This is a genomic window from Thalassotalea sp. SU-HH00458 (assembly GCF_040362795.1).
GTDB classification, from domain to species: Bacteria; Pseudomonadota; Gammaproteobacteria; order Enterobacterales; family Alteromonadaceae; genus Thalassotalea_H; species Thalassotalea_H castellviae.
In genome coordinates, this window is record NZ_BAABWW010000006.1 from 56389 (window position 1) to 77018 (window position 20630).

The following is a 20630-nucleotide window of genomic DNA, read 5'->3' on the forward strand; positions in this document are numbered from 1 at the left end:
AAGTGAGGCTATTTAACTCTAGCCTCACTTTATTGTTCACGATAAAATTCTTTCGTTTTAAGACTCTAATCTAACCAACAATGCTTTTGCTTGTTCTATTTCAGAAAAGCTTTGTGTAGAGTCGATCGCTTCTTTCAAATATTTTATTGCTTCATTTTCTCGTTTCAACATAACTAAGTTTACCGCAAGATGATATTTAACTTCAGCATTATCTGATTCTACGGCTAACACATTTCGAAATATATTTAAGGCTTTGTCAGGTTGATCTGATTTAGTGAGTGCCCACGCCATGGTGTCCATTATAGCGACATTATCGGGCATTTTATCATAGGCCTCTTTCGCATATTTTAACGCTTTATCATGACGGTCAAGCGCAATATTAACAATGGCAGCATTGTTTAGTAGGATTGGTAATGAACCATTGATGTTAATTTGTTTTTCATAAAGAGTGGCCGCTTGCTCAGCTTTATTTGTAGCCATATAAACATCTGCTAAGGCTATGGCAATCAAGGTACTTTTCGGCTCAGTTGCATGTAAGTTAAATAACATTGAAGTCGCTTCGTCAAACTTTTCTTGAGCAATTAAAGCTTGAGACAAACTTAATGTTGTTTTTTGTGATTTATCCATTGATAAAGATTCACGATAAAATTGTTCTGCTTGCGTGAATTTCTCTAACTGTAAGTAAACATCACCTTTTAACGACAATATTAATGCAGGAAAGTTGAGTTTTTCGTTCAGGCTGTTAATCACGGCCAGCGCTTCATCTTCCTGATTATTCTTTGCTAATAAATGGATTAATTTCAAATAGGCACTAATGAAATTTTCATTCCAAGCAATTGATTTTTGTAAACTACTAATGGCGCCTTCAGGGTTACGCATGGTTAATTGGCCGTCAGCAAAAGCAGATAATACGGCGGATTTATCCGCAGCATATTTCACCGCTAATTGGAATGAGTTACTTGCTTTATCAAAATTCTTATTCGCCAAGTAAAATCCTGCAAGCCTTTGTTGAATTTGTGCATTTTTATTATTCCTAGCGAGAAATTCTGTAGAAACTTCAATTGCTTTACCAATGTCACCTTTAGCTGAATAAATATCTAACACCTTATTAACCGCAAGCGTACTATTTCTATTTAAGCTATAGGCTTTCTCATAATATTTTTGTGCTTGATCTATTTCATTTTTTTGTGTGTAGGTATTCCCTAATTCCACCATTAACTTAGGATGATCGGACAAGGTAGATAACTTCGCTAACAATCTCTCTCTTGCACTTGCGATATCTCCTTCCACCATGTCCATTCGTGCTAAATGAACAATGGCGTCAATATTGTTTTCATCTAAAGAAACAGCTTGTTCAAAACTGCTCCTTGCAGCTGAATGTTGGCTGAGTAACCCTTGCAAAATCCCCTGTTGTAGATAAAGAAAACTACTATTTTTATCTTTTTCAATTAATGAAACCAGGATAGTTAATGCTTTTTGATATTGTTTAGATTGCTGGAAAGCTTTGACTAATTGAAAAGTGAATTTTGGATGATGCTGAGATAATTCCTCTGCCTTAATAAGGTTTTCAAGCGCTTTTTGAGATTGCCCCATTCTTAACTGAAGATTACCTAAGTCAAAATGAGCAGACGCTGATTTAGGAAGTGCTTTAACAACATCAGTAAAATATAACTCTGCTTTTTCAACTTCTCCGGTCATATCGTATGCTTTCCCTAATAATGTCCAAATTTGAATATCATCAGGATTTAACAAGCGAGCTTTGATCAGGTAGTTTTTTGCTGAATAAGCTTCATTTAAAGCAAATTCAACCTGTGCAATTAATTTCATTGCTCTGATATCATCATTGACGATATCAATATAATCACGAAGATCATCTTGCGCTTTTAAAAACTCTCCTTGATTAAAGTTAACCAAACCCGCCAAATAATAATAGATAGGATTTTCTTTCATTATATCATCAGGCATACCGGTTAAAACGACATCTAAATGACTGGTCGTTTTAGAAAATTCATCCGACAAGCCTAAGGCATTGGTAATAATTGCCTTTAAATAGTTAGCTCTTGGTTCGTTTGGCACATCAGCTAAAATAACATTAACATCGTCCAACGCTTGATTAAATTTTTGTTGCTCAATTAAAATGCTGGCTCTGGTTAACAAAGCAGGAAAATGTTTAACATTAATGGCTATCGCTTCACTTATGGCCTTGATGGCTTGATCAATATCACCTTTAATTTGATAAATACTTGCTTTCATTTGCATTGCATTGGTATTTAACGGCGAAAGCTTAAGTGTTTGCTCAATATATTTAAGCGCCTCTTCATATTGATTTCTTTTATATGCAACTTGAGCTAAACCGAGAAAAGCTTCATAATTTCGAGGATTTAATTCGAGCGCATCTTGATATTCAGCTTGTGCTAATACTGTATTGTTTTTGTTAAATAATGCTCTACCTTTAAGCACCAAAATATCACTTGAAAGTTTCTCGCTCCCAGGAATAGGCGTAGCTTTATTGATCACTAGATCGTATTTATTTTGTAATAAATAAGCTTCCAGCAATAACAATAACGTTTTTTTATCATCGGCATTACCTTGCTCTGCAAATTTCAATTCAATTTCGGCACCAGCACCATCACCTTGAGCAATAAGAATTTCAGCCATTAAGATTCGAGAAGGCAAATGTTTAGGGTTATTTTTTAAGGCATTTTTAAGGTGTATAACAGCTGAGTTCAAATCTTCCATGTAAAAACTTTTTAGCGCATTTTCAAAAGGCTCATTACTACTTGATTGTGCTGCAATAACTGAACCGCTGAGTAAAACACTAAAAGCGACTACTTTCTTGATTGTCATCCCTTTAATTCCCATTCTATTTTTACTATCCAAAACAATGACTCTTTAATATTTGATGAGGCCTATGATATGATAAATACATTCGTTACAGCAACTATAATAAAAGTGTCTAAGTTTTTTACACCTTGAGAGTATCTAAAACTACTCATCACCACAAAAAACAAGCAACACATTGATTTTTAATCGTTTTTCAATATTGGCGTATAATTTGCTTAATCGTTATCAATGATGAAAATACTTAGTTAGCATTTAAAAGTTTAAGGTTTGAATTAGTATGAAATGTTTAAAATGGATTGCAGTTTCAGCATTGTCACTATCTTGTATTACAGCTACTGCTGGTAATATTCCTGCTACAGTGATAAATGATAATTATATTGGTGCCGGTTACTCAGGTGATGTTAAAGGTAGCGAAAGCATTTATGATATATCAAAAATGGAAGTATCGAGAACAGGTACTCAAATGACCGTTGATATTTTCACAAACTTTGTTGGCAAAAATGACGACTACGGTATCGTATTTGGTGATTTATTTATGTCAACAAACGTTACTGACTTTGATTCTCCTTGGAAGCCTAATAGTGCCAATGACACGTGGAATAATACCGACTGGAATTATGCATATACTATTCAAGACTGGGAAAACGGTGATGGTGGTCGTTGGGATGACCGTGATAACACCTCAAGTGGTCAAGGTCGCTTAGTTTCTGGTTTTAATTCTGGTGATTTAAAATATTCAAATAGTGGTACAAACCGTCATAATCAAGCAGTTTCATTAAAGAATACTAATTATTACAATCCAAATAGTTCAAATAATGCTTATGACAATATCCATTACAACGGTAACACTTATGATGCAGATTCTACTTACTGGAATTCTGCTTGGAGTAACTGGTCTGCTGGTAATGGAAAAATCTCATTTACATTTGATGTCGCCAATACGGCTTTAGCAACAGCAAATCAAATTGCATTTCGTTGGGCTATGTCTTGTGCCAATGACATTATTGAAGGTTTAGTTTCAGTAAGAGACCCAGACAATCAAACTACAGTGCCAGAGCCACAAACATTATTATTAATGTTGTTAGGTATGGCTGGTATCGCTTACCGTCGTAAAATCAACGCTAAGTAAACAATATATTCGACAAAAAAACGACCTTATAGGTCGTTTTTTTATCTCTTAAATTTATAATTAAAGTCATTTTACCAATAGTAAACTAAAACAATACCCCCTTGCCTGTCTCTAGAACAAGAAGACAATCCCCAATTGAACTGCTAATATTGATAAGCTTGAATTAACGACTCATATCTTTGTTGTGCTTGAGGATCGCCTTTATTTGTTTGACAAACACTTTTTTGATATTGATAACTATAGACATCAAACCAACTGTCTAAAATTTTAGCATTGTCAGCTTCTCCAGCTACAGCTAGAACTTGCGCAGCGACTTCAGCAGTACATAATTGATTGATTTTTTCTGAACTTCTTAATTGATATTTGGGTAAGTAATCTTTATGAATGAAAGATTGCGGATCAATAGAGAGTATAGGTAACCCATTTAAATATGGACTTTTTCTAAATATTTTTTTAGCTTCTCGCCAGCTACCATCTAACATAATAAACAATGGTTTTTTATTGCTTTTATCATCGATCTCTTGATTAAATATTTGTTGATTATCTTTCGCGTATTCTTCAGGAAATACAATATAGGGCTGCCAATTATCATCCTGAATTAAATCGATAAGATCTTGCTCGACTGAGGTCCGTGACCATAAAAAAGCAAAAGTTTCAGGAATTAAGTCGGCGATTAGCTTCCCTGTATTGCTTGGTTTTAAGACCTCGGTATCATACATCAGCAATAAAAAGCCAACTTTACTATTAAGCGTTACTTTTAATTGGCAAACACAGTTTTCTTTTGCTAAGTGGCAAAATTCACAGCGAATTAATCGTTGCCCTCTTGATTTGTAGACAGTAGTCGAAATACTTTTACGATATTGAAATAAACGATTAACAGCGTGCATGAAGTTGTAGGAGTTAAAACTAATTTGACCATATTTTAAAAGATCCCCCTCTAAATGAACAGTAACAATGCTAATTAGGTACTTTTCATGTTTTTTCACTACAACAATAAATGCATTAAGCTGAAACTAAAAAGCCTGAGTCCGATACAAAATCGAATTCAGGCCATGGTTGACGTTTAGCAATGAGTCTACTTTATGAGGTCACTTCATTTAAGCGCCTTTTCAAATGAATCTATGCTTTATTTCTTTTATCTAAATCTGCATCAATCACATTAAAATCAGATAATTCATCGATACTTTGGCTTAATTGCGTTTCTATACCATCAATTTTATAAACGGTATGACATAAAGCCTCGCCTCGCTTTTCTAACTTTTCTGCACGATACTCTATATCCCTCTCAATTTGCTCGCCAAAATTTTCCATTCGAGCTTCAAAAGCTTCCATATCACCGCCAGCAAATAACATCTCTTGTCCTACAGCAATCAATAAGCTTCCTAATGAATTTTGAATGGTATCTTCTACAGCCGCTTCAATACGTTGTTCCAACTCTTCATTAAAAAAGTCGTCAGCAAAATCACCATGTTCATCGATATAAAACTCATTTTCACTAGCAAATCGTCGGTCTACTTCATCTCGGATCCCATATAAATGCTCGGTAAGATCTTCACCAACGTCATTATTTTCTCCTAATAACTCGTTAAAGGCTAAATTGACCCCTTCTACAGCTATTTCAATGGCATCAAAAGCAAGTTCTTTCGCTTCTGGTAATACAGAGCGAATACTCGTTGAGTATTCTAAAACTAACGATTGCTGATAATCATTCAACTCAACTTCTTTGCCATTTACAATTAAAATTTCATTATTAATGATTTTATAGAGCGCTTGATCATTTTTAGTAAACTCAATAAAGTTTTTATTAATTTTTACCCCTGCATTCAATTCAATATTACATGAGTCTGAAGAGAAACTCGTATCATGAGCAAACGCGGTAGTAGTTGATAATAAAACGGCTGTAGCAAGTAAAGATTTCATTGGAATACCCTTTATGTGATAACACTTTATGTTGTTTGTTTATATTCAAAACTAGTGCCAAAAGGTAACCCATTGATTTATTTGAAATATTAAAATATTTCTATTTATTAATTGTGATAAGAAATAAAGAAGTGATGATAAAAACTAAAAAGTAGTGAATTAAACCATTCAATAAATGAAGGGGGCTTTCCTTAATTCAACAATATATTTACTAAAATTGAGGCATTAAAAAAGGATAAGATTAAAATCTTATCCTTTCATTAATTTATATTTTCTTTAAAGAAAACTTAAATTATAAAGCTACGATGTTTTCAGCTTGAGGACCTTTTTGGCCTTGAGTAACAGTAAACTGAACTTTTTGACCTTCTGCTAAAGTTTTGAAACCGTCGCCAGAGATAGCGCTGAAGTGTGCAAACACGTCAGGACCAGATTCTTGCTCGATAAAACCAAAACCTTTAGATTCGTTGAACCATTTAACTGTACCAGTAGTTGTCTCAGACATAATACTTTCCTATTTAATTGAGTAATGTTTTGCCCTAAGGCGGTGTTGCAGGAAGTGTAACTATTACTTATCAAACGGGACGAGCTACTAATAACGCGATACGATGTATATAAAAATAGGTCTTACTTTCTAGCTGATTTGAATTCTAATGATTTACAGCTAAGAGTCAAGCTATTTCGTTTTTATCGTCAATTGTTATTTTTAACTTTGATTTTATTATTCGTATCTCTACTTTGTTTAATTAGCTCATTGCTGATATCTAAATGTTCAGATTTCGCAAGACGATCATATAAAACCACATTGACAGTAGCAGCTAAATTCATACAACCTTTGGTTGGTATATAGACAACATGATCAGCTTCATCAACAAGCTTTTGGCTGATACTGCCATCTTCCGGACCTAAGATATAAAGGGCATTTCTCGGGTGTTCAAACAAAGGTAAAGGTGTTGCTCCTTCAACCAGTTCAACACAAACCACCTCAACATTTTCATCTTTATTCGCTATGAGCGACTCTACTGGTGTTAACGGGATTTGTTGTGAAATATTTTTGGTATCGGTAGAAAATTTCGCCGCTTGTTGATATCGCTGGCCAGTATAAATCACCTCATTAACCCCATAGCAACCAGCTGCTCTCATTACAGCACCTACATTACTCGGACTTTTGGGGTTTGTTAAACCGACCATTACTGTAGAATTTTGCACGTCATTTTTCATCATTATTCATCGGTAGTAGTAATCATTTAGCTTAAAAGAAATGATTTTATTGCTTTTAAAGATAAGTGCCAAGTGATAGATCTAGATATTAAAAATAACATCACTATAAAAAGGACTATTATGAAAACTAGGCTGATCCCGCTACTCACTATAACGATATTGTTTGGAGCAAATGCTTCTGCAAAGGTGACCTCTCTGCAACAAAACATCACTGACGTCATGAAAATGTCTCATAGAACCGACGCTGATAAGCTAAGAGATAATAATCGTTCACCCGTTCAAGCATTATCATTTTTTGGTTTTAAACAGAATATGAAAGTGATTGAATTTGCACCTGGTAATGGCTGGTATACCAAAATATTAGCCCCTTTATTGGCTGAAAAAGGAGAACTTCATCTTGCATATAATGCACAATGGTTGAGTGACTTAGATCCGATACTCTCTCAGAAAGGCTTTGAATCTACGATAAAATTACCTATAGAACTTTCTTGGAACAACCAAGAATTTAGATATGATTTAGGCAAATTATCATTTGGCATGAATGACGCAGACATGATTTTAAACATTCGTGAATATCATAACTTTAATTTAGCTGATAAAACTAAATTAAATAATGAAGCGTTCAATGTATTAAAACCAGGCGGACTATATGTCATTGTTGATCATACCCGACGTCACATGGCAGTTGAAACCAGAGAGCTTGCTAGAAGAGAAGATCCTGTAAAAGTGATTTTAGAAGTGCAATCTGCTGGCTTTATTTTAGAAAAGTCTTCAGACATGTTTTATCGACCTGACGATGAACTACGTTATGAAGTAGGTAGAAAAACAGTAACAGGTAATACGGATCGATTTACTTTAGTGTTTCGAAAACCAGTCGCTAAATAATGACCTTAACTTAAGTTTCCTTGACGTTGTAACTTATGATTTCTAGGAAACTTGGTTGATGACCTAAACGCTTTTACTTCTTCAGCATCTAATAGGTAGTCATAATTTGTTACATAAACCCTGAAGTATAATAAAAATGCGTAGGAACTAAACCTAAGCTGAATCATCCTATTTTAAAACGTTTCTAATAGAGTTGAGCAAAATTTATGAAAAATATGGTTAGTAAAATATGGATTGAAAACAAATCGTTAATCGTTTTTATTACTTTAATGTTAATTTTTAGAAGTGCCGTAGCCGATTGGAATGATGTACCTACTGGCTCAATGAAACCAACAATTGTTGAAGGTGACAGGATTCTAATTAATAAACTTGCTTATGATATTAATATACCTTTTACCCAACAATCATTAATAAAATTAGCTGATCCACAAGTAAATGACATTATTATCTTTGAGTCTAAAGCAGCAAATAAACGATTGGTTAAAAGAGTTATTGGTGTTCCTGGCGACATTGTTGCCATGTCAAACAATAAACTAACCATTAATCATCAAAAAATCGCCTATACAGGCAAGCAAATCAATAGCGATAAAGTCATTCTTGATGAAGAGATCAACCAAAACCCTCACCGCATTCAAATTACCAACAATCCTTCGCCTTTAAGAAGTTTTAACTCTGTAAAAGTACCAAAAGACCACTATTTAGTATTAGGTGACAACCGAAATAACAGTGCTGACTCACGAGTGATTGGTTTTGTTCCACGTAGTGAAATCATCGGCCGTTCATCAAAAGTTGTGTTATCGCTAGATTACAACAATTATTTCCTACCAAGAAAAGCAAGGTTCTTGCTTGATATATAAAAAAGGTCACTAGCGTTTAATGAATAAGTCTTCGACAAGTAGCAAACAAAAATTACTTGTCGTTTAGCTCCTAACTTACTATTATCTTCGCCTCGATTTTATACAAACATCCAATTTTATGATTAACAACATTTTTAAAAAATTACTTATTCCAGTGTTATCTACACTAGAATTTTTGAGCGTTTCTGCTCATGCAACTATCGTAGAATTTCAAACTTCACACGGTAATTTTAAAGTGAATCTACATGATGAAACGACACCAAAAACTGTCGAAAACTTTCTAAACTATGTCAATGATGGTAGTTATAACGACACTATCATTCATAGAACGGTTGATGATTTTATAATTCAAGGTGGTGGGGCAAAATTTGAAGGAACATTACCTCCTGTTTGGATTGACGTTGAAGACGCGATTATTAATGAGCCGATTTATTCAAATGTCAAAGCCACCATTTCGATGGCGAAACAAGGTGGCGTTGTTAATAGTGCAACGAGTCAATGGTTTATCAACTTAGAAAATAATAGTACAACTGGCGCACAATTAGATACTCAAAATGGTGGTTTCAGTGTTTTTGGTGAAGTGATTGAAGACGGTATGGATGTGGTTAATTTAATTGCAGCTGTTGAAAGATGTAATACCGGTTATTCTGGTTTTCAGGAATTACCTATGCCTGATTATGCTGAGCAATGTTCAGACACAAGTGCAGTACCGAGTACAGAGAACTTTGTGACAATTTATCAAGTCGTAATTTTTGATGCTACGGTAAGTACCGATAGCGGATTAAGCTCGATTAAGAATACAAGTATTGATAGTGATACAGACTCGCCTAATGAAAATACCAGTAGTGGCGGCGGCTCATTGATATGGTACGCCATCGTGTTTCTTGGCTTAATAACTAGTTTTCGCTTGAAAAAATAATCATTAAATGAGTAAGTGCTTTACGAGTGCTTACTCACCTCTTCCCTAAAAGCCTTTATCATCTACCCGAACGATATAATGTAGAAAGGTTAAATCAGAAATTAACCTTAGTACGAAGCGACTTCGTTTGACTTCGTCTCGTTTTATTATCAAGCCGCTTTCGTGTAGAAGACTTCGTTGGCTTAGTCGCTTTTCTCGTTTTTTGTACAACCGCGACGCTTTTAATTAACAAAACTAAACGAGCAATTGCATCTGCTTTATTTTTTTCTTGAGTACGAAATTGCTGTGCTTTAAGAACAATTTCTCCTTGATTATTTATACGTTGATCTTTCATCGCTAAGAGTCGCTCTTTATAAAAGTCAGGCAGCGATGATTGTTGAATATTAAAACGAAGATGAATTGCCGAAGACACTTTGTTAACATTTTGCCCTCCGGCTCCTTGTGCACGAATAGCGGTTAATTCTACCTCGTCAATGGCTAGCTCAACATTATTTGATATAGATAATTCAGACATTGCTAAAAATTCTCAGTTTGATCAAAAACAGGAACCTAAGTCCCTGTTTTCTTTGAATGGAAAAATGACCTTAACCAAGGTTTAATGCTTGTACTTTCTCATGGGCAATATCTGGGCTTGTGGCAATAGGTTTAGCATGTAAGTTTGCTTTTAATTGTCCTTTTCTATGTTTTAAAGCGGCATCTAATTTTTTAGCTGCACTCGCAATAGCAGGATACATAACTGTATCATCACTTGAAACGGATACCGTTGCTCCTTCATAGTTCGTGCTTAGCTCAACATGGTGTTTACCATGTTCTAAAGAAACAATAACTTCTAATGCAATAAGTGTTGGGAAATGTGTGGCGATTTTTGAAAACTTTTCTTCAATATGTTCTCTGATAGAGTCTGAAACTTCTACATGGTGACCAGAAAGATTTATTTTCATAGCTTTTCCTTTTTGTTGTTGCTCATACTAAGATTCGGGTGAAAAGCTGAAAAACGCAAGTATAAACCGTGAAAAAGTTGATAAATGTCATCAAGCGGTTATTTTTACAACAAAAATATATTAAATTTTCCACAACGCTTTCGTTTACTTCCCCAGAACATGACAAGTCGCCCGTTAAAATGAGCGTCATAAAAAATATCTACATGAAATAGAAATCCAAGAAACTGGCTAAACATACTCATTAAAAATATTTCTAGGGAAAAGCTTATAAGTTATTAATGAAAATTTTAAATTGCTCTTTCAAATAAATTTACTTTATGCGAAATTTGCTCAAGTGAAATTTGTTTTTTAAATGTAAAGCCAAGTTTTGTTAATAATACGGAAGACGCATGATTATCTGGATTACAAATAGCCTGAAGTGTATTTAATTTAAGCGCTTTGCTGGCATAGTTCAATACCGCTTTGGCAGATTCAAAACCATAGCCTTTTTGACAATATTTATTTAAAAATGCAAAGCCAATTTCAGGGTGTGCAATACCTTGCCTTTTTATCAAACCCGAAAGTCCAATAACCTCGCCGCTATTTTTAAGCTCACAGCAATATAGACTAAAGCCAAGCGAATTCTGCATAGCTAAAGGGCCGTTTGAAATATATTCCCAAGCATCAGTTAAACTGCGAACATTTTTATCACCAATATTTTTAATAAATGAAGGTTCGTTTAATAACGTCAAAATCATCTGTTGATCATTTTTGGTAAGTAACCTCAATATTAATCTTTCTGTTTCAAGTATTATCATTTGACTTCGCGCGGTAGTGTTGAAATTTGAACGTTTAAAAGTAGTGAAAAGCTTACCCAAAAGTTATAAATATCCCAAGTGAATTCTACTCAACAAAAGTTAACAGCCAATCGCGTCATTTGAGATTTCAGCACAAAACAAAAAACCAAATTTTAGCTATTTTGACCACTTCATTATTTATCCAACTTATTCAAGAATAACAGCAAAACACACGATAAACACGTAACCATTTGATATTTATATGATTTGAAATATTGGCACTATGACTGCAATGCACCACTTAAGCATTCACAGGAGAAGCACTATGAAAACAGTTACTAAAATTTTAACCACTTTAACCATTTCTTTATCTTTGGCTGGTCTTGCAAACGCATCAACCCTTGTTGCAGCAGACAGTAATATTTCAACTGAATTATGTATGAAAGCGGCATCGGGCAGTCGAGTTGCTCTGCACAAAGCAATTAAAGAGTCGAGATTAAGCAACGCATACGTTGTTTATAACATCAAATGTAACGAACAAAATATTACTGACTTTGTTAGCAAATATGGCAAGTCACCTGAAAAAATGAATGCCTTACTTAACCGCGGACGCATTAAAGGGCATGTCAGTATTAACGATATCGCCGCTTTATAATTTATCCACTTTTATAATAATCTGTCATGACAATGCCGATTAAATAAGTTTTCTCCCACCCCTTATTTAATCGGCATTTATTATTGGTAAAACTTAGCTTTGCTATTCCCCTTAAAAACCCTTTTACGATATAATCTTTACGTAATATTTAATCCTTATGCTATTAGGCATTTATATAGAGAACGTTGATGTTTGATGATATTCGACCTTATCGAGATGATGAGGTAAACCACGTACTTCATAAATTAATAAATGAAAAAGAACTGCAAGAATCTATTGCACAATTTTCACTACCTTTTTTGAAAAAGTATCTTCCTGCGGTTGCTAATTTTATAGTGAAGTTAAGCTTAACAAGTCGTGTAAAAAACATTCATTGCATTAACGATATTCAAGCCGAAGTGGCTAAATATCTCGATAAAATCATTAAAACTAGCACCAGTGGATTTACTTACAGCGGATTAGAAAACTTCGACCATACTAAACCTTGTCTGTTTATCAGTAATCACCGAGATATTGTTTTAGATGCCGCCCTAGTCAATTATGCACTTCATAAAAATAATATTGATACCGTAGAAGCGGCTGTAGGTGATAATTTATTACACAAAGAATGGGTCGCCGACTTAATGCGAATTAACAAAAGTTTTATTGTTAAACGCAGCGAAAAAACTAAACGAGCAATGCTCACAGCTTCGAAACAATTATCGAGTTATATTCATCACAGCTTAACCGAGAAAAAACAAAACATTTGGATCGCACAAAAAGAAGGTCGTGCCAAAGATGGCATAGACAAAACTAATGCGGCGTTAATCTCAATGTTACTGTTAAATAAAAATAAAGAAACAAGTATTGCTGACTACCTTTGTGAGTTAAACATTATTCCTGTGTCAATTTCTTATGAATTTGATCCCTGTGATCACGACAAGGCTAAAGAACTTGCTCAAAGGCAAGCAACAGGTAGTTATCAAAAACATGAAAACGAAGATTTAAAAAGCATTACTCAAGGAATTTTAGGGCAAAAAGGAAAAGTACACGTTAGTTTTTGTCAGCCAATACAAGGCGAATTCGAAGACAGTAAGGCGATTGCACTCGCCATAGACAATCAAATAATTCAACATTATAAACTCTACAAAAGTAATTTAAGTGCATACGAACAACTAAATAATTCAAATAATTCAAATAATTCAAATAATACGACCAATTTAAATGATGCACTCAGCGAAAGAGTTCAACAATTAACACAAGAGCAGAAACATTGGTTACTAACGATGTATGCTAACCCTGTTTTTTCCAAAAAATCACTAGAACAAGTGCTATAACAACTAGTTATTCAGGTAAGCTATTTAAGTTTATGATCTTAATAACACTCAAAAAAAACCGCCAAATGGCGGTTTTTATTTCAGTACATTTTATTCAAGATTGAAGTTATTTTTGACGATAAAATGCTGACATCGCTTTATACAAAGAATATAAGTCAACTTTTGAGCCAACGGCATACGGCGAATGTATTGAAAGAATTGGCACGCCAAAATCTATAACTTCCATATTATCATTCGACAAATCACTGCCAATCGTACCGCCAGACGCTTTACCTTTATAGGTTGATGTTTGCCACTTAATCTTATTGTTATCTAAATAATTGCGTGTCCACGCCATATACTCAGAGTTAGCGTTAAAGCCACCACCGTAAAGTTTTAAATTGATGCCATTACCTAAACGAGGGGCATTCCCTAATTCCCAAACATTCGACCAGGTTGGATTGACCCCTGGGTTCACATCAGCCGAAATTACTTTAGTATTACGTAAGACTTTACGGAGTAGATAATCATTATAATTGTCTGCTTTTTCGTTGTATAACATTCCACTTAGCAAATCGACTAAATAGGTCGAACTTGCACCGGTGTTATTTATATTTCCCACTTCTTCGTTATCAACTAGATAAGCAATTGAAGTATATTCTGGTGTTTTTTGCTCAAAAATAGCTTTAACCGCGGCAATAGATGAAGCTTTATCATCATGACCATATGCAGCAATTAAACTGCGATCTAAGCCAACATCACGCGGTTTAGTTGCCGGCACTAAGGCAAGCTCAGAAGAGACTAAATCTGCTTCAGTGATCCCGTATTCTTTTTCTAAATAGCTAACAACAATATCTTTCACTTTTTTATCAAAGTCTGGTTTTGCCGCAACAATGACATCTAGCTCTTCTTTACTGATAACATTTCGGCTTGTGCGACTTCTGTTGGGGTGATCAACATGTGGCGCTAGATCTGGCACCATAAAAATAGGATCATTCTCATCAAATCCAACCGAGATATTCACTACTGAGCCGTCTTTTTTATCAACACGTCCAACTAGCGCTAATGGAATATTCACCCATTGATAGGTTTTAATACCGCCATGAACATAAGTTTGAAACATGGCAAACTTTTGTTTTTCATAGACAGGACGACCTTTTAATTCTAAGCGCGGTGAATCAATATGAGCACCAACAATTCTTGTCCCTTGTTCTAACCCCTTTTTCCCTATAACAATCAACGAGATTGTACGGTCACGATTTACGTCATAAAAACGAGCCCCAGCTTTTAACTTACTTTTTTCGGTTAAACGTTTAAACCCTGCTTTTTCGGCGCGTTTAATGGTCTCTGTGACAAAAGTTAACTCTGTTGGTGTTTTGTAAATATAGTCTTTGTATTCTTCACCGTAAGCTTCAACTGCTGATAACTCTTTTTTAGAAAGGCTTAACCAACTAGACACTTGTTTCTTTTTCTCAGCTGATTTTACTTTTTCAAAAGCGTGACTTCCTGAAGAGAAAGCAACTGCGGTAATAATAGCAATACTCGATAATGTAGTTTTAATGTTCATTAAATTATTGTTCTCAAAATAAATCTCACTTGTATAATAAAAGCGATTAATTAGAGAAAACAAGAGCTAAACCTGAATTAATCGTTAAACGGTATAAAATAGATGTTAAATTGACAATACAACAATAAAATAACGCTTTATCTCCTTTAAACAATTAAAAATACGATTTAAAAAGGTCTGGTAATTTTCTTTAAAAAACACAGAATAAAATGTTAGTAGATCATTTTTAAAGTAATAAATAATGCGCCGCTAGTTAAAAGAATGAGGTAAATATTGACTTTTTTCGAGGCCAGAAATACAGCAACTGTTGCCGCTATAATATAAGGATTCGTCAATGAAAGCGCCAACTCTCCTTCTCGAATAAAAATTATTGGTACCCAAATAGCCGTTAAAACAGCAGGAGCACTAAAACTCAAAAAACTCACTACTTTGGCATTTAAGCGTAACGGAATTTTCGGGTGTATAAATAAATAGCGCGTTAAAAATGTGATCATTGCCATTAATAATATAGTCACTAATGTCATCTATTTTGCTCCTGCGATTTAGATTTAACTTTTTGTTGATAACGCAAAACATAATAACCTGCGAGCATTCCCATTAGCGCGGATAAGACGAGATCTAATTCCCAACTTAATAGTTTAAAAATCACAGAGCAGCTCCCAGAAACAATGACAGCAACCAGAATAGAACTGTTTTTAATCGAAGGGATCACTAAAGCAATAAAAGTAACCGCAATGGCAAAGTCTAAACCCATTGACGTTAAATCCGGTAAATAACTACCCGCAAAAATACCGATAATATTCCAAAGTAACCAACAAATATAAAAACTCCCTCCTGAAGCTAAAGCATATATCAGCCTGACTTTTCCCTTAAACGATCGGCTATGTGTTGATAAAGCAAAAAGTTCATCGGTTAACAAAAAACCTAAAGGATACCGCCATCGGCTTGGCAAAACTTTCATTTTATCTCGTAACGACAAACCATAAAGAAAATGTCGAGAACTAATAATAAACGTGGTAAATAAAATAGTGGCTAAAGGCGCATTGCCTCCAATTAATTCAGTTGCCACCAACTGAGCAGAGCCCGCAAAAACAATCAATGGCATTAATAAGGCTTCAAGCACTGAAAAATCCCGCTGAATCGCCAAAGAGCCACACAAAATCCCCCACGGTATCACGGCTAAATTTAGCGGCATCATATCCATAAAGCCTTTGATGACAATACGAAAGACTGCATTAAAACCAATTATGTTAGAAAAGGTGGATTGCTGTTTATTTGTCTCTGACATAGTACCTTAAGCGTGAATATTGATGAGTTAGCTGATCATGCAATGCGCTTGTCCATTAATAGTTTAACTGGTGAAAAATTAATGCTATTGATTTCATTGAATTTTTAATATTATTCATTTATCAAACATTCACGATAGGTAAATAATGAAAGAAAATATTGCGTTAATCACTGGAGCGAGTCGCGGGATTGGCGCTGCAACAGCAAAACTTCTTGCTCAGCAAAATTTACATATAATTGTTCACTACCATAAAAATCAAGAAGCTGCGTTAACAGTTGTTGAGCATATTATTGAACATGATGGCTCAGCACAAGCTATTCAAGCCGATATCTCTCAAGAATCTGATATTATTGAGTTATTTAATCAAATAGACAAAATTAACGGTAAGTTAACCATGTTGGTAAATAATGCAGGTATATTATTCCAACAATCGACCATAGAAGCTTTAAACGCTGAGCGAATCAGTAAAGTGTTAAACACTAATGTCACTGGCACACTATTATGCTGCAAAGAAGCGGTGAAGCGTATGGCAATAAAATATGGCGGCAATGGCGGTGCTATTGTCAATGTCTCTTCTGCTGCCTCACGTTTAGGTGCGCCTGGTGAATATATAGATTATGCGGCTAGCAAGGGAGCCATAGACACGATAACAATAGGCTTATCACTTGAGGTCGCAGAACAAAAGATTCGTGTGAACGGAGTGCGGCCAGGTTTGATTTATACCGAAATACACGGTGATGGTGGAGAGCCAAATCGCGTTGATCGTTTGAGCCATAATATTCCTATGAAAAGAGGCGGCCAACCTGAAGAAGTTGCCCAAGCCATTGTCTGGTTATTATCAGACAAAGCCTCTTATGTCACCGGTAGTCATATTGATTTAGCCGGCGGAAAATAATGTAAATCGATAGCGAACTGTTTTAAAATAAAGACAATGAAACGATACCCTCATCAAACGAAAACGACCACGATTACTCTACCCTCATTTTTAAGACGGGTGATGAAAGCATACGCCATTAAAGCCATCATTCGTGAGGCAGGCTGCGAACTAGCGAGAATAGGTCGTTCTCGAAACTGGCGATTAACAGCAACACCAGAAGAAATTCATCAAGTGATTTCGTTAATAGAAAGTCAAGGTGAAGACAGTTGGTTATGGGTCGCTAAAAAATTAAAACAAGATGGTCAACAATTCTCTCACCGTTTATTAGTAGATATCGCGAAAAAAAATACGGGTATCACCGTTAATGAACTGATGGCTAAAACCGATTGTACGGTAATTCAAGCAAGAAAAGTGATTGACGAAATTGAATGGTCAGATGAATAAATCATTTAGCTTAACTGTGCAGCTACCGCTTATTTGAATAAAAATCACTCAAAAAAAAGCACTCCATTGAGTGCTTTAAAAATTATCTAAACCAAAGGGTTATGATTTCTTTTTCGGCTTTGCTTTTGCCTTAGCCTTAGGTTTAGCGGCTTTTTTCTTCGCTAAGTTTTCAACCCACTTGCCATCTTCGTATGTTGCTGTCCAACCGGTGGCTTTGCCCTCAATTTCAGTCATCACATACTGCGATTTATTTTTACGACTATATCGAACAACCGCTAAATTTCCATCAGGATCTTTTACCGGCGCATCGGCTAAATAATAAAATTTAGATGAAATTCTATCTCTAAAGCGTTGTAGTTCTTCAACCTTAGGTGCACGAGTTTCTCGTGAACGTGGAAAAGTATTCGCCGCTAAGAATATTCCAGCTGCGCCATCACGCAGCACAAAGTGAGCATCTGATTTTTCACATGGTAATTCTGGCAATTGCACAGGATCTTCTTTCGGTGGCGCTGCTTCACCACTCGCTAAGAGTTTTCGTGTGTTTTTACATTCACTGTTTGTACAGTCAAAGTATTTTCCGAAACGACCATTTTTCAATTCCATATCGGCTTCACAACGGTCACATTCTAAAACAGGACCATCATAACCTTTGATTTTGAATTCACCTTTTTCGATTTCGACACCATCACATACAGGGTTATTACCACACACATGCAATTTACGTGTTTCATCAATAAGATAACTGTCCATTGCCGTACTACATTTAGGGCAACGATGCATAGCACGAAGCGCTTCGGTTTCTTGATCTTCAGCTAAAACACTGACCGCTTCTTCACCTGAAGTCAGGTTCATGGTAGTGGTACAACGCTCTTTTGGTGGTAAAGCGTAGCCAGAACAACCTAAGAAAACTCCCGTTGATGCGGTACGAATTCCCATTTTACGTCCACACGTTGGACAATCAATATCGGTTAAAATAGGCTCGTTATTGCGCATACCGCCTTCATCACTTGGCTTATCGGCTAACGCTAACTGTTCGGTAAAGTTTTTATAAAACTCATTTAATACTTCTTTCCAAACTATTTTGCCTTCAGCAATTTCATCGAGCTCTTGCTCCATTTCAGCAGTGAAATTATAGCTCATCAAGTTTTTAAAGCTGGCATCTAAACTGTCGGTAACAATTTCACCCATTTTTTCAGCATAGAAACGTTTTTTATCTAAGCGAACATAACCACGATCTTGAATGGTGGAAATAATCGAAGCATAGGTAGAAGGACGCCCAATAGAGCGTTTTTCTAATTCTTTTACCAAAGATGCTTCACCAAAGCGTGCTGGTGGCTTAGTAAAATGTTGTGAAGGTTCAAGTTTAACCAACTCGAGTTTCTCGCCAACCGATAGATCAGGAAGATGAGTGTCTTTATCACCCTTAGACAATTGTGGATGTACTTTCGTCCAACCATCGAACTGCATGACTCGACCTTTAGCTTTCAAGTCAAAACCCGCTGCGCTAACAGTTAGCGTACTAACAGTATAACGAGCTGCGGTCATTTGACAGGCAACAAATTGACGCCAAATCAAGTCATATAATTTTTTACAATCATCATCTAATTTTTCAATAAAGGCGGCTTCAAGTTTTACATCTGAAGGACGAATAGCCTCATGCGCCTCTTGTGCGTTAGCTTTACTACCATAAGTTTTTGGCTGCTCAGGTAAGTAATTATCACCAAAATTCTTACTAATATACCCACGACACATTTCCACGGCATCTTTACTTAAATTAGTAGAATCTGTACGCATATAGGTGATATGCCCTGCTTCATAAAGGCGCTGAGCTAAACCCATGGTACGTTTAACGCCGTAACCTAAACGTGTACTTGCCGCTTGTTGCAACGTAGAAGTAATAAAGGGTGCTGAAGGAGAACTTTTCGACGGTTTGTCTTCACGTTTACTCACTTCGTAACTAGCAGGCTCTAAAATAGCTAACGCGGCTTTGGTGTCTTTTTCATTGGTAGGTTTGAATGCCTTACCATTTTGATGGGTTACATCAAGCGCTAAGGTTTGGTTATCTTGGGTACTAGTATCTGCACTGATCTCCCAAAACTCTTTCGGATCAAAAGCTTTTATTTCACGTTCTTTTTCAACCACTAATTTAACGGCAACAGATTGAACGCGGCCAGCCGATAAACCTCGGGCGACTTTTTTCCACAGTAATGGGCTAACCATGAAACCAACAACACGATCTAAAAAGCGGCGTGCTTGTTGAGCATTTACGCCCGGCATACTTAACTCACCAGGTGAAGCAAACGCTTGTTGAATTGCGTTTTCGGTTATCTCATTAAAAACGACACGCTTAAACTTGTCGTCTTCACCACCGATGATTTCTTTCAAATGCCATGCAATCGCCTCTCCCTCGCGATCCAAATCGGTTGCGAGATATACAGTATCGGCTTTTTCGGCAAGCTTTTGTAATTCGGAAACAACCTTTTCTTTACCGGGTAACACCTGATAAGTAGCTTGCCAATCCTTTTCGGGATCAATCCCCATACGGTTTACTAACGCTTGTTTGTCGCGTTTAGCTTTATATTTAGCTTTTGCCTCGGGAGACATTTTTCTCACTTCTGCAGGAGATTTTGCCGCTACTTTTTTACCGGTACTACTATGTGGAAGATCACGCACATGACCAACACTCGACTTAACGATAAAATCTTTCCCAAGATATTTGTTAATTGTCTTAGCTTTTGCAGGAGACTCGACAATTACAAGAGATTTTGACATATATTTTTTTAACCCTACATTTACTGATTAACACATCAGTGTTTCATTATCTTACCTGTTGTATAAGCATGATAAATAAGTTTACAAGCGAGCAATATTCAAACGTTAGTACAACTCGATAATGTTAAAATTTAATTAATTTCTGAAATTACTATTAGATATATCTGTTAATTAGCAAGCTGACAAGCAATTATTTTTTATAAATTAACCTATTCGTATAATTTCGTTATAATAGCTTTGATA

20 protein-coding genes are annotated in these 20630 nt (G+C 35.6%); 8 read left to right on the plus strand and 12 right to left on the minus strand.

Annotated elements, in window-relative coordinates; genetic code table 11:
* Positions 1-57 precede the first annotated feature (57 nt).
* The gene (gene prsT, locus ABXH06_RS10540) at positions 58-2880 is read right to left on the minus strand and encodes an XrtA/PEP-CTERM system TPR-repeat protein PrsT (RefSeq protein ID WP_353518187.1); all 2823 of its coding nucleotides are present in this window, start codon (positions 2878-2880) and stop codon (positions 58-60) included.
* A 241-nt stretch (positions 2881-3121) separates the two neighbouring features.
* On the opposite strand from prsT, the gene ABXH06_RS10545 reads away from it, so the two are divergent.
* On the plus strand, positions 3122-3973 hold the full coding sequence (locus ABXH06_RS10545; protein WP_311576603.1) for a PEP-CTERM sorting domain-containing protein: 852 nt from the start codon (positions 3122-3124) through the stop codon (positions 3971-3973).
* A gap of 143 nt (positions 3974-4116) precedes the next feature.
* Here the strand turns inward: ABXH06_RS10545 and ABXH06_RS10550 are convergent, their stop codons facing one another.
* From ABXH06_RS10550 to ABXH06_RS10565, 4 genes are all read right to left on the minus strand, one after another.
* Positions 4117-4860, minus strand: a complete 744-nt coding sequence (locus ABXH06_RS10550) for a tRNA-uridine aminocarboxypropyltransferase (RefSeq protein WP_353518188.1) — start codon at positions 4858-4860, stop codon at positions 4117-4119.
* A gap of 232 nt (positions 4861-5092) precedes the next feature.
* The gene (locus ABXH06_RS10555) at positions 5093-5893 is read right to left on the minus strand and encodes a DUF2884 family protein (RefSeq protein ID WP_311576609.1); all 801 of its coding nucleotides are present in this window, start codon (positions 5891-5893) and stop codon (positions 5093-5095) included.
* A gap of 292 nt (positions 5894-6185) precedes the next feature.
* Complete coding sequence (locus ABXH06_RS10560) at positions 6186-6395, minus strand: cold-shock protein (protein ID WP_303451569.1); 210 nt, start codon at positions 6393-6395, stop codon at positions 6186-6188.
* 188 nt (positions 6396-6583) lie between these two features.
* Positions 6584-7099: an RNA methyltransferase gene (locus ABXH06_RS10565; protein ID WP_503012496.1), complete on the minus strand. Its 516-nt coding sequence runs from the start codon at positions 7097-7099 to the stop codon at positions 6584-6586.
* Between the two features lie 132 nt (positions 7100-7231).
* Here ABXH06_RS10565 and ABXH06_RS10570 point away from each other — a divergent pair, with 132 nt between their 5' ends.
* The 3 genes from ABXH06_RS10570 to ABXH06_RS10580 all read left to right on the plus strand — a co-directional run bounded on the left by ABXH06_RS10570 (position 7232) and on the right by ABXH06_RS10580 (position 9772).
* Positions 7232-7996: a class I SAM-dependent methyltransferase gene (locus tag ABXH06_RS10570; protein WP_353518190.1), complete on the plus strand. Its 765-nt coding sequence runs from the start codon at positions 7232-7234 to the stop codon at positions 7994-7996.
* A gap of 206 nt (positions 7997-8202) precedes the next feature.
* Positions 8203-8853, plus strand: coding sequence for a signal peptidase I (gene lepB, locus ABXH06_RS10575; protein WP_311576622.1), 651 nt, complete (start codon positions 8203-8205; stop codon positions 8851-8853).
* A gap of 118 nt (positions 8854-8971) precedes the next feature.
* Complete coding sequence (locus ABXH06_RS10580) at positions 8972-9772, plus strand: peptidylprolyl isomerase (protein WP_353518191.1); 801 nt, start codon at positions 8972-8974, stop codon at positions 9770-9772.
* A 94-nt stretch (positions 9773-9866) separates the two neighbouring features.
* On the opposite strand, the gene arfB is transcribed toward ABXH06_RS10580, so the two are convergent.
* The 3 genes from arfB to ABXH06_RS10595 form a co-directional block, all read right to left on the minus strand.
* Complete coding sequence (gene arfB, locus ABXH06_RS10585) at positions 9867-10286, minus strand: alternative ribosome rescue aminoacyl-tRNA hydrolase ArfB (RefSeq protein ID WP_353518192.1); 420 nt, start codon at positions 10284-10286, stop codon at positions 9867-9869.
* Positions 10287-10356: 70 nt separating this feature from the next.
* Positions 10357-10713, minus strand: a complete 357-nt coding sequence (hpf, locus tag ABXH06_RS10590) for a ribosome hibernation-promoting factor, HPF/YfiA family (RefSeq protein ID WP_311576632.1) — start codon at positions 10711-10713, stop codon at positions 10357-10359.
* A 287-nt stretch (positions 10714-11000) separates the two neighbouring features.
* The gene (locus ABXH06_RS10595; protein ID WP_353518193.1) at positions 11001-11510 is read right to left on the minus strand and encodes a GNAT family N-acetyltransferase; all 510 of its coding nucleotides are present in this window, start codon (positions 11508-11510) and stop codon (positions 11001-11003) included.
* A gap of 304 nt (positions 11511-11814) precedes the next feature.
* On the opposite strand from ABXH06_RS10595, the gene ABXH06_RS10600 reads away from it, so the two are divergent.
* Both ABXH06_RS10600 and ABXH06_RS10605 read left to right on the plus strand, forming a co-directional pair.
* Positions 11815-12144 (plus strand): DUF3718 domain-containing protein, encoded by a 330-nt coding sequence (locus ABXH06_RS10600; RefSeq protein WP_353518194.1) that lies wholly within the window; start codon positions 11815-11817, stop codon positions 12142-12144.
* Positions 12145-12332: 188 nt separating this feature from the next.
* Entirely contained in the window at positions 12333-13460 is a 1128-nt protein-coding gene (locus ABXH06_RS10605) for a 1-acyl-sn-glycerol-3-phosphate acyltransferase (protein WP_353518195.1), read from the plus strand.
* 106 nt (positions 13461-13566) lie between these two features.
* Here the strand turns inward: ABXH06_RS10605 and ABXH06_RS10610 are convergent, their stop codons facing one another.
* The 3 genes from ABXH06_RS10610 to ABXH06_RS10620 all read right to left on the minus strand — a co-directional run bounded on the left by ABXH06_RS10610 (position 13567) and on the right by ABXH06_RS10620 (position 16210).
* The gene (locus ABXH06_RS10610) at positions 13567-15006 is read right to left on the minus strand and encodes a zinc-binding metallopeptidase family protein (protein WP_311576645.1); all 1440 of its coding nucleotides are present in this window, start codon (positions 15004-15006) and stop codon (positions 13567-13569) included.
* A gap of 212 nt (positions 15007-15218) precedes the next feature.
* Positions 15219-15530: an AzlD domain-containing protein gene (locus tag ABXH06_RS10615; RefSeq protein WP_353518196.1), complete on the minus strand. Its 312-nt coding sequence runs from the start codon at positions 15528-15530 to the stop codon at positions 15219-15221.
* Entirely contained in the window at positions 15527-16210 is a 684-nt protein-coding gene (locus ABXH06_RS10620) for an AzlC family ABC transporter permease (RefSeq protein ID WP_503012497.1), read from the minus strand. Before ABXH06_RS10620 ends, ABXH06_RS10615 begins: the two co-directional genes overlap by 4 nt.
* 229 nt (positions 16211-16439) lie before the next feature.
* Between ABXH06_RS10620 and ABXH06_RS10625 the strand changes: the two genes are divergently transcribed.
* Both ABXH06_RS10625 and ABXH06_RS10630 read left to right on the plus strand, forming a co-directional pair.
* Entirely contained in the window at positions 16440-17189 is a 750-nt protein-coding gene (locus ABXH06_RS10625; RefSeq protein ID WP_353518198.1) for an SDR family oxidoreductase, read from the plus strand.
* 36 nt (positions 17190-17225) lie between these two features.
* Positions 17226-17615: a ribosome recycling factor family protein gene (locus ABXH06_RS10630; protein WP_311576660.1), complete on the plus strand. Its 390-nt coding sequence runs from the start codon at positions 17226-17228 to the stop codon at positions 17613-17615.
* A gap of 99 nt (positions 17616-17714) precedes the next feature.
* Here the strand turns inward: ABXH06_RS10630 and topA are convergent, their stop codons facing one another.
* On the minus strand, positions 17715-20387 hold the full coding sequence (gene topA / locus ABXH06_RS10635) for a type I DNA topoisomerase (protein ID WP_311576664.1): 2673 nt from the start codon (positions 20385-20387) through the stop codon (positions 17715-17717).
* Positions 20388-20630 lie beyond the last annotated feature (243 nt).